We start from the raw sequence: 15122 nt of genomic DNA on the forward strand, positions 1-15122 counted from the left end.
TACGCGACCACTGATGCCTCCGGCGGCCCCGATTTGTCCGCGTCGCCTCGTTTCGACCCAACAAGGGGTCGAAACATTGGCTCTCGCATGACTTAACGCCGTTTCGCGATGCCTTGCAGGTTTTCTCCGCAAGCTACGAAAACCTGCCCGGCGCTACGGCTATCGGGGACTAAAAATCTTCACTTCGCTAAAGCTCCGTTTCCAAGATTTTCAGCGCAAGTTTGAATGAGACATTCAAGCATAAATGCAAGGTAGCGGAGAAGGGGAGCTTAATCTGCAGTTATTTGATAGTGCTAGATTCAACAAAGCGCTTCAAATCAGAGGTTCTGTATTTAACTTGCCGCCCTATTTTTACAAACGGTATTCTGACTTCGCCGGTTGATCGCCATTTAGTTAATGTTGCCGCAGGGATCGATAACAAAACAGCAGCACCTTCGGTGTCAGTTAGCACGTCAATCTCCAGCGATAAATGTGAGTAGGTCATATCAATTTTCGAGTGTTTGATTTAAAAAAATAGCAGTACCAAGTAGATTTAGGCGTTTACATTGTCGAGCAGCCACTCAATGCGATCAGACGAATTGACCTGAGTTCGACACCTGCTTTGACGATATTAGAAATGCCCTTCCAATCCCGTTGCCAGAGGAGTGCTAATACCCATGACAGTTCAGGCAATTGATTAGCGCTAATCACGTCACCAACCATTTTTTAAGCGTCACATTATTGCCAGGCAGATCCGGCAAAACCGGATAAATTTCGTCACAGTGATGTGTTTAACTCGTGGTTACTATGAAAACAGGCGCAGAGGGAACGCGCAATAGCGAAAGGAGACCTAAAAAGCGCTCTTTTCATTCGATTTAAATCAAGTGAAGCTGCCTCAGGCATGGCATGGCCCAAAAAGTGACGGTTATGTTTAGCACTAGCGCCATCAAGCACAGTTGGACCACTCAAGCTGAGTTTGAAGAGTTCACCGGTATGTGAGCACACTATCGGATTGAATTCGGGTTTCCAGTGAGAATACAGGGGTAATCAAGAAGAAGGTAAGTGGAGAAGCTGTTCAAGCGAGAAGACGAAGGCAGCCATCAATTGCTATAGCCACTTGGTGAGGCTGATCATCACAGATCACTCTGCAGAGGCTGGATGTGCTTATTATCATAGAATCAATGCAACCTGTTTGGCGAATTGTATGGAGACGCCGACAAGGTCGTCAACGTGATTTGGGAACAGAAAGGTAGCGTAAGCGATCGTCTCGTTCTGTTCGACTCCGAATAGCCAAGCCGAGCCACGTAGACTAAAATTCCCCTTCAACCTAGATCATTTGCTAGCCGCTTGGAAAAATGACATGGATCAAACCACTCGCGAGCCAGAAGAAATCGTCCTGCTTTCGCAACAGCTCGCCGCGCTCCTGGAAAACCGGGAGCAGATGCAACAGCAGGAAAAGCCCTATTTAGTGGCGCTCTATCAAGCCAACCTGGGCGAATTGGAATATCGTCTGCTTGGTTTACAAATCGAATGCCGCGCCTTACAAGAGCGCATCGAACGGGCTACACGCACGCTAAATCATGGTGAAGCCCTGACTCAAAGTCATTTAGATGCCATTGAAGCACAAATTAAGCAGGCTTTCCTTGTCTGGCAAGTGCAACTCAACGAGCAAGCGCAGGTTCTTTCAGACAGTCTTGCCTATTTGAATGGGTTAGTTCCTGTAGATGCTGGCGTGGTAAATCGCGCCAAAAAAGCTTACCGACGGCTCGCGCGTTTGTTACACCCCGATGTCAGCCCACAACATCAGGCGCTCTTTGAGCATTATTGGCCATCGGTACAAGACGCTTATCGAGCTATTGATGCCGACTTACTGGAGGCTTTGTTACACGTTGTAGAATCTAAGGCGATACAAGAGACCCGCCAAGATACAGAAGCCACTAAACATCGGCTGACCCGCATGATTGCCAAAGAAACTGAACGACTACTGGCGCTGCGTAACGCTCCGCCTTTTTGTTGGTCCGAGCAGTTGCAAGATGCGCAGTGGTTGAATGAACGGCGTGCGGTGTTGGATGTGGCTATTCAGCAAGAAAGTGAGCGCTGGGCGATACTGACCAGCCGATACGCGGGCATCAAAGCCCAGGTCCATCCAGGGTAGTGCACATGAAAGACCTACTCCCTCTATCCGCATTAACACAACAATTGATGCAGCAGAGCCTGCAAAAAACAGCTATTGAATTGCCGTTTGCCAAAACTATTTTCTTGTTGGAAACCCACATTGCCGGCTTAGGCTACTACGACCTCAAACAAGTGACAGACACCGTGCAGGTTCATGATGCACTGCAATTGCGTCGAGAAGCAGGCAACACTTATGATGAGCTGGCCATCGAAGTCTTGACCCTGAGTCAGTGTAAACTCGGCTACCTTCCAAAGCATCGCAACCCCATCTTGGCAAGGTTGATGGATGCGGGTAAGTCTTTGCTAGCCGAAGTGGCCAGTATTCAAAGGGGCGACGATAGCTTAGCCTACTATCGACAAGAACCTAGCGAAGGCACGACTATCACTGACATCCGTTTGAAAATATCGTTACAGGACTGAAGGGACAAGCGGAGGCACTCAGGATCAGTACGCTAAGCGTTCTCTAACCAGCTTTTACACAAACCAACTCCCGCCAATCCGTCGTATAACGCTGTGAAATCCGCTCCGCCTTCGGCTTCCAGCTCTTTTCAAAACCCGTTGCCGCAATTGTAACGGCTCTCGGAAAGCGGCGGTTAATCTGATCAATGGCTTTCATCAAGTCGCGGTTTTTAGTGGATAGGCCGTCAACTATAGAGTCAAATACTTCCATTTGTCCTGGCGTGGTTTCCGGTTGGATGTGGCTCAGCTGGACGCCACATTTCTGATAGTTGTAGCCGGGCCTGTATAGCTCTTTGAGCATGCGGTTAGCGGCAGCAATGATGGACCGCGTGTCTTGCGTAGCAGCATTCAGCTTGATACTGGCTGCCCGTTGATATTGGGGTTCATCGGGATTGAAGGGACTGGTCCGGATGAATATCGTAATGCAGCCGGTCACTGAGGCTTGTTTCCGGAGCTTTTCGGCGGCCCGGCTGCAGAACTCGGCCATGGCTTGCGACAGCTCGCTGTATTCCGTTAAGCGGCGGCTAAAACTTCTGGAGCAGACAATTTGCTGTTTATCCGGGGCGATTTCTTCCAAAGCCAGGCAAGCAATGCCATTCAATTCCATCACGGTTCTGGCCACCACAACATTGAACTGGGCTTGAATGCGCTTGCTGGATTGGGAAGCCAGGTCCCAAACGGTATGGATATCGAGTTGATTCAGCTTGGCCGACGTGCGCGAACCTATGCCCCACACTTCGCCGACCGGCACGATGCGCATCAGTTTTTCCCGGCGTACCGGATCGGACAGATCCAACACGCCTTCAGTCTTTTGCCATTTTTTTGCGGCAAAATTCGCCAGTTTGGCGAGCGTTTTGGTCGGACCCATACCCACACAAACCGGAATGCCGGTGGTGCGAACCACCGTTGTTCTAATCCTCTGGCCATAAGCAATCGGGTCTTTGCCGCACGGGTAAACGCCGGTTAAATCCAGGAAGCCCTCATCAATGGAATACACTTCAAGATTTGGGGCGAATTCTTCTAACGTAGACATCACTCGTGATGACATGTCGGCATACAGCGTGTAGTTTGACGAAAAAAGTTTAATTTGGTGCTGGTTAACCAATTGCTGAATCTGGAACAACGGCACCCCCATTTTGATGCCTAAATCTTTTACTTCCTTGCTGCGGGCGACGACGCAGCCATCATTATTGCTGAGTACGGCAACCGGCTTGCCGATCAAATCAGGTCTGAAAACGCGCTCGCAACTCACATAGAAGTTGTTGCAGTCGACCAGGGCGATAAGCCGTTGCGGCGGCATTACAGCGGGTGAATGACAGTGGTGACCACACCCCAAATAACCAGATCCAAGGCATCGAAGATGACAATATCCGGATAGTTGGGGTTCTCAGCTTGGAGCTGCCAGTGCTCGTTTTTGCGCTCCAGGCGTTTGACCGTCAACTCCCCATTCAGCGCGCAAATCACAATCTTGCCTGGTACCGGCTCAATGGAACGATCGACGACCAGGATGTCGTTGGGATGAATGCCGGCACCGAGCATGGATTCGCCTTCCGCGCGGACAAAGAACGTAGCAGCGGGCTTTTGTACCAGCAGCTCGTTCAGGTCCAGGGTTTTCTCGACATAATCATCGGCGGGGGAAGGGAAGCCGGCGGCGACTTTGCCTGAGAACAACGGAAAGCACACAGGCTTGGGTGTTAGTGCAGGAAAGAGAATATGGGTCGGAAAGCTGTGCATGGGAGATCGTGTTTTGAGGTGTGTTAAAGCGTTATTATGTTCTCTAATTGTTCTTATTGTAGTTTGTTTTTGTCACGCAAACAAAATAACAGCGAATGAGAATTCAGGTTGGTGTTTATCTGACAGGTAATGACCACGCGTTTTGGCGGGAAGAAAGTGCCGTTTGCTATACTCTCAAGCGGGTTCCGACAATTGTTTTCGAACCACGCGAAAATTACTCAATCAAATCGAAACACACGCATATGAATTGTTTTGAGCATTTTTAGCACAATCGATGAGATAGATCGTATTCCAACCATATTTCCCCGCAACTCGAAGAGCACTGTCTATGGTATGACTGTTGCGATTAAAAATCGTGGACGACAATTTCGTGAAATTATTTGACTAGTATCTCTAACAGGTCGTCTGGACACCAAATGAGCTCTGCAAGCTTTCTATACAGAAGCCCCCGCTCTTCAATGTCGGCTTTCTTAAATTGTGCGTGTGGTTTGAACAATAACCCACTTTCTTGCATGAAGCGGAGAAAGCCAGGATTGTATTCGTAACACTGAGGATGTAACGAACGGCTCAACAAATTCTGTGTATTGTAGTGCGGGAGCTTTTCTTCATAAGTTAGATCGCCATAGCTGGCATTAAAGCTTTTCGGAAGGAGTAAAAGCCCTCCTATACGATTGCGATGCTCAGCGAAGTCGGCTGGGTGTCCAAATTCTTCTGTGTGACGTTCAGGATGGTCTGCCCAAATGTGTTCCACCTCGTAACGCCCCCTGCCTTCGCCCACATAATCGAGGTAGCGTGAAGGCAAGCCAGATTGCGTTTCAACATAGTCTGTAAGCCTGGCAAGAATGCGATGCAGTGCGTAACGGTTCTGCTGATGAACGCGCAGCCGGTCGTTACTCGTGAAGGTTTCCGTTTCCTTGGCAAGCAGATCATACAATTTATGGGTAAGCGGCTCCAGGGCAAGGCCGCGTATATCACGCATAACTATGAACATGGCATACTGCATGGTCGAATAAGCAATACTACGGAAATTCCAAAGCCGCCAAGTTAGTAAAATGTCGATAAAGCGAGCAACAAGTTGGAGTTTATGGTTCACTATTGCTTCACTGTCGTCAGGCTTAAGTGGTGCGAGTAACAGCATGTATTGCAGAGTGAAGCCGTGCTGAGCGTTGTAGAGAACATGCTCCAGTCCATCAACCTTAGCCTGCGAGGCTTGAGTTAATCGCAGATATTGGCGGCTTTAGAAATTGAAGTCTCGTTCGATGAAACGATAAAAATCGGCGCTATGCTCAAGGCCAACCGATTCGCTCGCGTCGCGAAGCCAGCGATGAAATTCAGTGCCGATTCTGTCAAAATCTTCAGCCTTAGCGTTTTTCTTACGCTCACGAATTTTTGAGGCATATTGACTACGCAACCATGCCTTAAAACAATCCGGCTCTACCTCTTTTCCTGCTTCGTTAAGTTCGCGGATGCGTTCCCGTTCCCGCCAAAGATTATTAGCCGCCGTGCGCTTAGTGCCGTCGTCAATATTGGCCAATAAGTAACCTTTAAGCATGTCAGTTGGGCTTAGTGATAGCCCGCGATCATTCATGGTCTCAAAAATCGTGTAGGCGTCATCATCAGAATATGCGGTAATTTCGACCAAGTGGACATTTTCCAGTAGCCAGTCGATGAAATATGGCAGTGCGTCACCCCGCAGTTCTTCAGGGAAATATTGGTTTAAGTCTTGATAGCGTTGGTAAAGATTCTGCACTGACTCTGTTCGGTCAGTCAGATCGAATTGATCCCCATTAAAGAGCGCATCCATGCAAGGTGTGCGTTCATCAACATGCAGGTTGAATGACTTTTGGCCATATTTTTCCGACACAATCAGCTCATCAATATTGACTTGTTCTAGCCGATTCTTCTGAAGTTGACGAAGCAGAATTAGCAGTAAGCTAAGGCTGGTGAGCCGCTGTTGGCCGTCAACGATATAACTGGCACTCTCTTTCTTGCTGATAATGATGGAACCTAAGAAGTAATGAGGGTAGTCAGCGACCTTATTCCTCGCATGGCTTGGATCATATTCTTCCAGAAATTTGCCGGTGAGGTCATCGATCAACTCGCGAATCTGCTTGTCCTGCCATTTGTATTCACGCTGATAGTAATCAATGGAATATTTAACGCCCTTCAGTAGTTCGCGGACGGTTTGTGATTTACCGAGAATTTCCCTCATTGCATAGTTCTCAGATTTGGTTGTTTATGATTGTGTGTCATGGGTCTCCTGAGCGGCAATTATATAGTGATGTGTGCGTGACTTTAGCACGTGCCCGTAACGTCTCATAAGCTGCGCCGGACTAAGCAAAATATCCCGCAAACCCATTTGCAGCTTTTCAGAATCCAAAGCTGACGTCCAGTTCATTTTGCGCGTCTGCCGCCGCTTTGCCGTCTTCATTGGCCACGCCAATGTGTCGACTACCCGGCTTTACGACAAGCGGAATAGTCGGCCTGAAGAGAGTCCGAGTTTTAAAGTGGAGTATTGAAATCATTTTCATGATTTACTCATATCGTTTTTAATAAAAGTCGCTTCAAAAGCTTTACAAGAGCGATACTGCTGAAGTCGATTGGCAAAGGTAAATACATCATTCATTCCATACTGCTGGAAGATATCAAGGCCTCTATCTAAAGATATTTTCCATCCTTTATCAGTCACGATGTGGCGAGCATGGATAGTTCCGGTGCCGTCGAACTCCCAAGTAAAGTTCACACCTATAGCGCTGCTGGATTCCTTTATCTTTTCTAAGTATTCTTTTTGCTGTTCACCTTTAAACTCATCTTCCGTGGTTATCAGGTGAACAGACACTTCTTCATCCTGGGACTTGAGTTTTACAACAGTCTCAAGAAATTCCATAAGATTGCGAACTTGATAGAATTGCCGAATGTAAGGATCTGCAATGGTAATCTTGGTCGCCCCTATAAGGTAGGGTCCGAGCAAAGTATCAAAAGAGATGCCTTTTTGATTCTCCTGAAAGTTTAGGTGTTTCTCCTTGAGCGCAGGCTCAACAATTTGCGGCACCTCTACTGCGTCTGGTGGCATTCCTGCTTGGGTTGTCCGCTCGCCTTCTTCGCCATCGGCAATCGTCTTGTGGTAATAGTGAGGATATTCTTCTTCTTCCAGAGTGGTAACCGACTTAACTTGTTGAGAGTAATCCAGATAGGCGAATCGCACGTTCCCATAGGTAGAGTCGATTCGCATTAGTTGGTCTTTGACTCTTTTGCGTCCTTCAATAGCAAACCTCAGTAGCTCCTCAATCTCCTCCTTAGATGCGTCGCCTTGCGGGAAGAGGATCTTCATCAGACCGGAGAACGTTTTATTGATACCGTCACGATCCCGTGTCGAAATATCGGATGATAGTGAAAAGTGCTCTTGGTAACGATCCGAATAATCGTGATTGCGCAAAGAACGAAGGATTTCGGCCAGATAGTCCACTACAAATCCGTAACCGCTGGAAAACATCTCGCCGCGGATGATGTCGACTTCCCAGCCGGGGATGTAAAAATGGATGCGATCCAGAAACGCAGAGTCGTAAAACTTATCGGGTAGCTCATCGAACAGATCGGAATGCTTAAGCATATAGGGTACGGTATGCTGGGTATTGCCCACAAAAACCATGGATGCCTCAGCGCCAAGCGTTTCAACACCGCGCGAGAACGATTTGTTCGCCATGTAATTTTTCATGATGTCGACAAGGGCTTTGTCCAACCGCTTTTGCTTGCCGGCAAATTCGTCAAAAGCAACACAGTCCCAGTAACCGACCAAGCCGATCTTGCCTGACGAGTTGTTCACGAACAGCTTCGGAACCGAAATCTCTCCACCAGAGATTAGAATCCCGTGAGGTGAAAATTCCGAGTAGATATGTGATTTACCGGTACCCTTTGGGCCAAGCTCAATCAAATTGTAGTTACGTTCACAGAAGGGAATTAAACGGATCAGTTGCGTCAGCTTACTGCGTTTACCAAACATCTCCGGATTAAATCCAACGCTTTGAATCAACAGATCGATCCACTCATCCGTTGTGAATTGCTTGCGCGCTTCAATGTAACTACTAAAATCCAAGTGCGATAGCTGGATGGGCTTTAAGGTCGACAAAATCCAGGGGCTGGCGTTTTTATCTTCAGTGAATTCGTATTCGATGTCGGCAATGCACCATATGCCGCTGACCAGCAATTTTGGATGGGCCTTGACTGTTCTCGAATCAATTAATACTTGCTTGAGACCTAGATTAGAGAATTCCGCTTCATACACATCGGCTTTATCATTTAAAGCCGCGCTGATTTTATCGATAACTTTGTAGCGCCCTTTTTCCTTGATATTCGAACGTACCAAACCGGCCTCATTGCGATGCACATAATGCTTGCGCAAAATCTCTTTGACTGTTTCGATGCCGGTTTGAATGGTAGCGTCATCACTGGTAGCGCAATATTGCCCAAGTAAATATTCCAAAACGTAAGAGGGAACAATGGCATTCCCTTTAACCGTTTTGACAAGATCCTTTCGTACAACAAGTCCGGGAAAATGGGTATTGATTTTCTGATCTAAGGGGGTCATCAGTTATCAGCCTTCAGTTATTAGTTGATTTTCTATCGAGCTAGCTAATCCAACCAACATAGCAGATAGTTCGCGGATTTCATTCAACCAAGATTTTCCTTGAATGGGTTCGATGTATCCAATGTCGATTCCGATATAAATTTGTGTCCTCAGCTCACCACATGAACCTTTTGCATTGTGCAAAAATCTGATGAAATCTTTTTTTGAATTTCTTTCTGATCCCTCAGCAATATTGCTGGGAATAGATAATCCAGACCGCGTAATCTGATCTCTAAAGCCAAAATCCTTGCCATCAGCAAATGACTTGGACAGCCGCGCTGATCGCTTCCAAACATTCAAATGCTCAAATTTCATTTGATTTCCTTTTTACTGAAAACTGGCGGCTGATAGCTTAGAAGTCAAAATCGCTAGTAAATGAGCGCCGCATCATATATCGGAGCGACTTGTATTCTTTATAGTGGGAAGTCCCTGCGTGCTTTTCCTCCAGGCGGAGAGTGACTTCTTGACCATTCGCTTCATCTGCTTTTCGACTGAGTACGAAACGCAGCTGCAACTCACGTTCCCTCGGGTTTCCTGAGGTCAAATCAAACGTAAGGTCATGGCTGTCAGAGATCAGTTCGCCAGCTTCGGAATAAATCCCTGCTCGCAACACCCTAGGTTGAATTTTGTCAGTTACTGGACCTGCCTGATAGAGCGTCACAGCCAACTGCCCAGAAGTAATCACCGAGCTCGCACCACGGAGAATATCGACTTCAACCGCGCTAACATCGCTCTGGCGTTTTTTATTGATCTTAATGACTGGGATCACCACTTCCTGTAAAGACGCACCACCATGCACGAAACGACTACCGGAACCTTTTAGCCTCAGTCGATTGATTGATTTCGGGATTTGCACTTCGACATCCCCGCATAATCCAAGCTGGTCAGCTTTAAAGGTATGCAAACCTGGCGAAAGCATTAATTTTTTGCCGAGGATAAAACGTCGATCCCGATACAAGACAACTTCACCTTCAGGCTCTACACCCAAGAAATCACTTTCGGCAATTTCTCGGTGTTGATAGATGAAACCGTGGTCTGCCGTGACCAACAAGTTATTGGCATTGGCGGCGGTCAGCTTCTTTACCAACTTTAAAAGATCATCCAAGGTTTGCTCCGCTGCTTCGAAGGCTTGGCCTTCCGAATGCATCTTGTCACCCGTATGATCGATTCGGTTATGATAGATATACAACACCTGATTGGCCTTTAGCAGTTCCCGGCTATCGTCGCGGTTCATGGTCATAAAATCTTCAGCGGCTATGGCTTGTCCACCACCATTCAACTTTGCCTGCAGAATTTTTGTGCGGTTTGCCGTGCCTTGCGAACTTTGCCCATCCACGAACACCGTGTCGGTTTCGTTGTCGGCAATCGCCAGTTCGGTATTGGGTAACAAAGCCGCCATGCCAAGTTGGGTATAACTAGGCAGCATGGCAAGCGCAGGCTCAATTTCTGCACTGTAACGATCCTCTTGGCGAATAAGGCTCAGCAATTCATCGCCGATCTCGTAACGCATGGCATCGGAGATGATCACACAGACCTTATTGTCCTTGCGCAGGAACGGACGCACCCAATGCTCGAAGAAAGCCCTCTGCTTGCGCACAGGAAAGGCTTCCCATTTGGGCGCTGTATCCACAAAGCTTTGGAAGCTATCTCCCAGCTTGAGTAAATAGTTATTTGAATACAGATTTTCAATTTGCTCGACCAGCGTCTCCATAAGAGAAGCCTGACCGGACATTTGTACGTGGTAAGTAAATTTGCGATATAGCTGATCAAGCCGATACCAAGATCGGCTGTAGCGCTCAATACCTTCAGCCAAACTTTCCATAACCAGTTTCGACTCTCCCAACGCTTGTATAAACTGCGCAGCGTAATCGATAGCCTCGTAAAGGTGCCGGAACTCTCGATACCAATGACCTTGCCGACGTTGACGAACCCAAAGAGCCACATCGCCACTGGATAGGGTCCTCGAAGCAACTGCCCGTACCAAATCGCTGATGATCTTTTGGTCAATCAGACGAAAATAATCCAATTCAATTAGCACAGGAAGATCCCGTTTAGCCAAGTCTTGCTCAACCCCAAGCACATCAGCGCATTCGGCGGATAGCGTTTCAAAACAGTTTTCAAACTGACGACTGTCTTTCCAACGTTTCAGAAACACCAAGGCATCGCCGGTCAGATTTACTTGACCGTCAGTGCCCATGGCATAGCATGACTTGAACAACTCAATCGCAAAATCACGGATGCTGGGTTCATCGGATTGGTAGCCATAACACCGGGTCAATTGTTCCCAAAGAAAGCCATCCAATGTGCATCGGCCAATCAACTTGATTTTATCGTCACGGCCCTCGGCCAATTCCTGCAGCAGGTTTTCTACGACGGAATCCATACGGGGCTCACTGGCAGCGCAAACCGCCAGCATTTTCAAGCGAATTTGCCCGGGCGAGTCGTCGCCACGCAGCCATTTTTTGAGCGCGTCCTTACGTTTGACGGCTTGAAAAAACTCGGCATGGTTTTGCACCACGTCAGCGAACTCCAAGCCCAGTTCCAGTTCGGACAACCAAATCGCCACCTGATCAGTCCGAAACTCACCATGAGCCAATTGCACGTCCAGCAACCAATTATCTAACTCATCGGGTTGAGGGCCATCGCGATAAAGCAGGAACTTTTGCTCGGGTTGCTCGCGCAAAATTCGATATTTGATGCCGAACTCGTTATTGGTCAGTTCAAGCTTGTGGATGTCGGGCAGTGACAGCGCCTCGAAATCATCACGTAACTCCTGTTTGGCGTCATACCAAAAAACAATCCGATGCCGGTCGAAGAGTTTGGTCAGAGCCTGAGCAATGCGATCGCTCATTGCGTACCTCCTAAAAAACCTCGACGCTTCATCATTTCTATGATGTTTGCTACCCTACGCAGCAGATCGTCGTAGGTCATGATATCGAGCATGTTGGCGTATTTACGCCGAATGATTTCAAAGTCAAAACGTTGCTCGCCATTGAAGTCGTTATCGCGCCCCAGCAGGATGATTGCTTTTGGGTTGGTGATCTTCAATTCAATTTCCTTGGGAAGCTCTCCCTTCCGTTTTTGGTGAATTTCTTGCTCCCCAGCGCGCCCCCATTTATTGAGGTGAAAAAGGTACTTCTCGGCCTGCATCACCGATCCAGCCAGCTCTTTCCTTGGGGTGAAGTTGTCCCTATATCTGTGTCGGGATAAGAGCGCATTCGAAAATGGCTTTTTGACCTCTATGATGTCAACACTGCCGTTGGCATCTACAAGCATCAGGTCGATGTAGCGGTTGGTAACTTGGTCCGGGTTGGAATAGAAATCTTTTATATGAACATTCTCAAGCACGGCGATGTACTTGGGAAAGACAAAAAGCAACAATTCCAAAATCTTGGTCTGCCAGTTTTTCTCAGCGTAACTATCAGCATCAGCGAGCATGGATTCAAGCTCTGCATAAACATACTCGAACTTTTGCAGTTCGAAATTTGAAACGATGGTGTCACGGGATTGGTTAGGTAGTTTCTTCTTGCGATTCAGGTGCTGGTTCAGTTGGCTTTCTGCATCCGAGATCGTCCCGAAATAGTCTTTGAGTACCCGTGCGATTCGGGTTCTGGCGTAATGGGTCAGCTCTGTACTTGTTGGGAAGGTTTTCAGCAACAGCTCGAAGTCGGCCAGTGGGATGGCACTTTCGTTACTCCCCCCCGCGATGATGGGTTCCTCGATCAGGTCATCAATTTTTCTAAAAACAGAGATATCCCGATGTGCGATGAAAGTTCCCGTTTCAATCTTCATGCTAGCATTAAGCAATAAGTCGTTTTTGAGACCGAGTATGTCCTTGCTGATTTTGTAGTAACCTTCCTCCATTACACCAAGCAAAAAAATACGCTTACCGTCATCCATCTCATCCGAAGGTGTATCCTGAGTGATCAAATCTGCCGAGCTGAAGGTAAACGTACGACGCAAAGTCACATCACCATCCTGCTTTAACTTTTCATCGAGCCATCGAGCATCGGTGTAGCGATCAGACTGATAAATTAGCAATAACTTATTATCTTGCTTAGATAGCTTAATCACAGATCACGCTCTTGATTTCCATTCTGCTGCAGTTGCTGCAAATCGTTTTCGATTTCTTCGATCGTGGGGAGCGCCCCTTTCAGATTGTCGGGCAGCGTTTCCACTAGGGTATATTCACTCACGCCCATGGGTTTGTTCATGTCGCGCAAGGCAAATTCGACTTCGATGTTGTTTTTGTCACGGCACAACAATAAACCGATAGTGGGCTGGTCATCGTCACGCTTGAGCAAACTATCCACTGCCGACAGGTAAAAATTGAGTTTTCCCGCATATTCAGGAATGAAACGGCGGTTTTTCAGTTCCACCACGACATAGCATTTCAGCGTAACGTGATAAAACAACAGATCAATGTAATAGTCATTGCCTGCGACTTCCAGGTGGTATTGTCTGCCGATAAACGCAAAACCCTTGCCCAGTTCCAATAGAAATTGGGTGATGTGTTGAGTCAGTTGGCGTTCCACATCCCGTTCGTTGAACGGCTCAGTCATCGCCATAAAGTCGAAGGTATACGGGTCTTTCAGGGTTTGCTGCGCCAGATCGGATTGTGGCGTTGGCAAGGTGCGGGAGAAATTGGTGATTGCCTTTCCTGCTCGGGCATACAGGTTTGACTTGAGTTGCAGAGCCAACACATCTCGGCTCCAACCACTTTCCAGGGTTTGCTGAAGATAAAAGTGCGCTTCTTGCAGGTCAGCCGACTTGGTAAAAATCAAAATGTTGTGGCCCCAAGGCATGTGGGTCAGCAGCGCGGCAAGCTCACTGTCCACCCCAGCCCAGGGAATGCTCTCTAATTTGGCAACAGCTTGTTGCCAAATTGCAGGGCTGCAGTAAAAACGGAAGAAGGCGCGACAGTAACGCAGATTCTTGGATGAAAACCCGCCGATATCAGGAAATGTATCCTTCAGGTCTTTACTAAAAGCGTCAATAAACCCGCTGCCCCATTGCGCATAAGATTCCCGTTCAACAATCTGCGCCCCGAGCTCGTAGTACAGGGTAATCAATTCATCATTGGCAGCCAACGCTATCTTCATACGAGCCGTATGAACCCGCTGCTTGATTTGCTTTAGCCATGCCTGATAATCGGCACTGGCAAACAAGGTGGAAGCTGTCATAACCGCTTACTCATCTTTCGCATCCAGCCCCGGAATCTTTTTCAATGCGGCGCCGAATTTGGGGTAGTTGGCTTTTACACCGTCATCCAGATCGATTGCGATTTGTTGGGTGGCGAGCGGGTAAAGTCCATCGTGTTGACTCACCATATCCGCGAGATCCCGTAAGCATCAAAAGCACTATCACAGCTCACCAGAGGGACTTGTTCGGCGATGGACTGGGCGATCAAGAGGCGATCAAATGGATCGCGGTGATGAAAGGGCAAGCTGGTCAGGATGGCCGTGTGTCCTGGCAAGATGGGTAAAATCCGAAAATTATTGATTGCCAGCTGTTGTTCCATAAATAACGCATAAGGTTCTGGCTGCGCATATTTGCCCAGACTGATCTTGATGGCTATCTCCCAATAAGTTGCAGGACTGACGCTCACCCTGGTTTGTGCATCGCTGATGATTTCTTGCGCCGGAGTAGATAGCTTAGGGTCTGCCAGCAGAAACCATAGAAACGCATGGGTATCCAGTAGCACCCTCACGGCATGTAATCCATAAAATCATGCAGATGGTCGTCATCCTCGTTCACTATCTTGAGTTTACCCTTGGCGCTGCCCGGTATGCGGTGCAATTGACCGCTTGGCCGCGTGACATAGCGCTCTTCAATAAAGTGAACAAAATCCAGCACTTCTCGCGCTAACTCGTCGGGCAGTGTTTTAACCTCGGCATAAATCTCTTCAGCTATGGGCATGGTTGTGCTCTCCACATGTGAAACAAAAAATCATTCTTCCCCCGTATCCAGGCCGACAATCTTTTTCAAAGCCTTGCCAAACTTAGGGTAGTTAATTAATATTGGTAAACCCCCGGCTATGCCGGGGGACTCTCAAAGGTTTGACCTATAAGGCGGTCGCAACGATGCTCTTATCTCGACCAAAAGATAGGAGAATCGAAAATGAGAGAATATCAAAGTTTGAGCCATAGCA

16 protein-coding genes are annotated in these 15122 nt (G+C 47.7%); 2 read left to right on the top strand and 14 right to left on the bottom strand.

Features of this window, described 5'->3' with window-relative positions; all coding sequences use genetic code 11:
* Positions 1–280: 280 nt before the first annotated feature.
* A complete protein-coding gene (locus Q7V32_RS16395) occupies positions 281–484 on the bottom strand; it encodes a helix-turn-helix domain-containing protein (protein ID WP_304898055.1) in 204 nt (67 codons plus the stop codon).
* 855 nt (positions 485–1339) lie between these two features.
* Here Q7V32_RS16395 and Q7V32_RS16400 point away from each other — a divergent pair.
* Together Q7V32_RS16400 and Q7V32_RS16405 are read left to right on the top strand one after the other, a co-directional pair.
* Complete coding sequence (locus Q7V32_RS16400; RefSeq protein WP_304898056.1) at positions 1340–2134, top strand: hypothetical protein; 795 nt, start codon at positions 1340–1342, stop codon at positions 2132–2134.
* A gap of 5 nt (positions 2135–2139) precedes the next feature.
* Positions 2140–2574, top strand: a complete 435-nt coding sequence (locus tag Q7V32_RS16405; protein WP_304898057.1) for an HIRAN domain-containing protein — start codon at positions 2140–2142, stop codon at positions 2572–2574.
* Between the two features lie 43 nt (positions 2575–2617).
* Here Q7V32_RS16405 and Q7V32_RS16410 read toward each other — a convergent pair whose 3' ends face one another.
* The 13 genes from Q7V32_RS16410 to Q7V32_RS16470 all read right to left on the bottom strand — a co-directional run bounded on the left by Q7V32_RS16410 (position 2618) and on the right by Q7V32_RS16470 (position 14890).
* Positions 2618–3913: a Y-family DNA polymerase gene (locus Q7V32_RS16410; protein WP_304898058.1), complete on the bottom strand. Its 1296-nt coding sequence runs from the start codon at positions 3911–3913 to the stop codon at positions 2618–2620.
* Complete coding sequence (locus Q7V32_RS16415) at positions 3913–4347, bottom strand: LexA family transcriptional regulator (RefSeq protein WP_304898059.1); 435 nt, start codon at positions 4345–4347, stop codon at positions 3913–3915. The genes Q7V32_RS16410 and Q7V32_RS16415 overlap by 1 nt, the downstream gene beginning before the upstream one ends.
* Positions 4348–4723: 376 nt before the next feature.
* Positions 4724–5485, bottom strand: coding sequence for a DUF1524 domain-containing protein (locus Q7V32_RS16420; RefSeq protein ID WP_304898060.1), 762 nt, complete (start codon positions 5483–5485; stop codon positions 4724–4726).
* 99 nt (positions 5486–5584) lie between these two features.
* Positions 5585–6559 (bottom strand): DUF262 domain-containing protein, encoded by a 975-nt coding sequence (locus Q7V32_RS16425; protein ID WP_304898061.1) that lies wholly within the window; start codon positions 6557–6559, stop codon positions 5585–5587.
* 157 nt (positions 6560–6716) lie between these two features.
* Positions 6717–6872, bottom strand: a complete 156-nt coding sequence (locus Q7V32_RS16430) for a hypothetical protein (protein WP_304898062.1) — start codon at positions 6870–6872, stop codon at positions 6717–6719.
* Between the two features lie 2 nt (positions 6873–6874).
* Complete coding sequence (gene brxL, locus Q7V32_RS16435) at positions 6875–8932, bottom strand: BREX system Lon protease-like protein BrxL (RefSeq protein WP_304898063.1); 2058 nt, start codon at positions 8930–8932, stop codon at positions 6875–6877.
* Positions 8933–8938: 6 nt separating this feature from the next.
* Positions 8939–9286, bottom strand: a complete 348-nt coding sequence (locus tag Q7V32_RS16440; RefSeq protein ID WP_304898064.1) for a four helix bundle protein — start codon at positions 9284–9286, stop codon at positions 8939–8941.
* 37 nt (positions 9287–9323) lie between these two features.
* Complete coding sequence (pglZ, locus tag Q7V32_RS16445; RefSeq protein ID WP_304898065.1) at positions 9324–11822, bottom strand: BREX-1 system phosphatase PglZ type A; 2499 nt, start codon at positions 11820–11822, stop codon at positions 9324–9326.
* The gene (locus Q7V32_RS16450) at positions 11819–13045 is read right to left on the bottom strand and encodes a Shedu immune nuclease family protein (RefSeq protein ID WP_304898066.1); all 1227 of its coding nucleotides are present in this window, start codon (positions 13043–13045) and stop codon (positions 11819–11821) included. Before Q7V32_RS16450 ends, pglZ begins: the two co-directional genes overlap by 4 nt.
* A complete protein-coding gene (locus Q7V32_RS16455) occupies positions 13042–14154 on the bottom strand; it encodes a YhcG family protein (RefSeq protein WP_304898067.1) in 1113 nt (370 codons plus the stop codon). The genes Q7V32_RS16450 and Q7V32_RS16455 overlap by 4 nt, the downstream gene beginning before the upstream one ends.
* Before the next feature lie 6 nt (positions 14155–14160).
* Positions 14161–14301, bottom strand: a complete 141-nt coding sequence (locus Q7V32_RS16460; RefSeq protein WP_304898068.1) for a hypothetical protein — start codon at positions 14299–14301, stop codon at positions 14161–14163.
* Entirely contained in the window at positions 14295–14681 is a 387-nt protein-coding gene (locus tag Q7V32_RS16465) for a type II toxin-antitoxin system VapC family toxin (protein WP_304898069.1), read from the bottom strand. The genes Q7V32_RS16460 and Q7V32_RS16465 overlap by 7 nt, the downstream gene beginning before the upstream one ends.
* Entirely contained in the window at positions 14678–14890 is a 213-nt protein-coding gene (locus Q7V32_RS16470; RefSeq protein ID WP_304898070.1) for a DUF2281 domain-containing protein, read from the bottom strand. The genes Q7V32_RS16465 and Q7V32_RS16470 overlap by 4 nt, the downstream gene beginning before the upstream one ends.
* Positions 14891–15122: the final 232 nt, after the last annotated feature.

Source organism: Methylicorpusculum sp., from assembly GCF_030651835.1.
Taxonomy (GTDB): domain Bacteria; phylum Pseudomonadota; class Gammaproteobacteria; order Methylococcales; family Methylomonadaceae; genus Methylicorpusculum.

Coding starts and splice junctions, on each gene's coding strand:
- Q7V32_RS16395 (WP_304898055.1), bottom strand. CDS start 484: ATGACCTACTCACATTTATCGCTGGAGATTGACGTGCTAACTGACACC.
- Q7V32_RS16425 (WP_304898061.1), bottom strand. CDS start 6,559: ATGAGGGAAATTCTCGGTAAATCACAAACCGTCCGCGAACTACTGAAG.
- Q7V32_RS16415 (WP_304898059.1), bottom strand. CDS start 4,347: ATGCACAGCTTTCCGACCCATATTCTCTTTCCTGCACTAACACCCAAG.
- Q7V32_RS16405 (WP_304898057.1), top strand. CDS start 2,140: ATGAAAGACCTACTCCCTCTATCCGCATTAACACAACAATTGATGCAG.
- Q7V32_RS16400 (WP_304898056.1), top strand. CDS start 1,340: ATGGATCAAACCACTCGCGAGCCAGAAGAAATCGTCCTGCTTTCGCAA.
- Q7V32_RS16440 (WP_304898064.1), bottom strand. CDS start 9,286: ATGAAATTTGAGCATTTGAATGTTTGGAAGCGATCAGCGCGGCTGTCC.
- brxL (WP_304898063.1), bottom strand. CDS start 8,932: ATGACCCCCTTAGATCAGAAAATCAATACCCATTTTCCCGGACTTGTT.
- Q7V32_RS16470 (WP_304898070.1), bottom strand. CDS start 14,890: ATGCCCATAGCTGAAGAGATTTATGCCGAGGTTAAAACACTGCCCGAC.
- pglZ (WP_304898065.1), bottom strand. CDS start 11,822: ATGAGCGATCGCATTGCTCAGGCTCTGACCAAACTCTTCGACCGGCAT.
- Q7V32_RS16430 (WP_304898062.1), bottom strand. CDS start 6,872: ATGATTTCAATACTCCACTTTAAAACTCGGACTCTCTTCAGGCCGACT.
- Q7V32_RS16455 (WP_304898067.1), bottom strand. CDS start 14,154: ATGACAGCTTCCACCTTGTTTGCCAGTGCCGATTATCAGGCATGGCTA.
- Q7V32_RS16420 (WP_304898060.1), bottom strand. CDS start 5,485: ATGCTGTTACTCGCACCACTTAAGCCTGACGACAGTGAAGCAATAGTG.
- Q7V32_RS16410 (WP_304898058.1), bottom strand. CDS start 3,913: ATGCCGCCGCAACGGCTTATCGCCCTGGTCGACTGCAACAACTTCTAT.
- Q7V32_RS16460 (WP_304898068.1), bottom strand. CDS start 14,301: ATGGTGAGTCAACACGATGGACTTTACCCGCTCGCCACCCAACAAATC.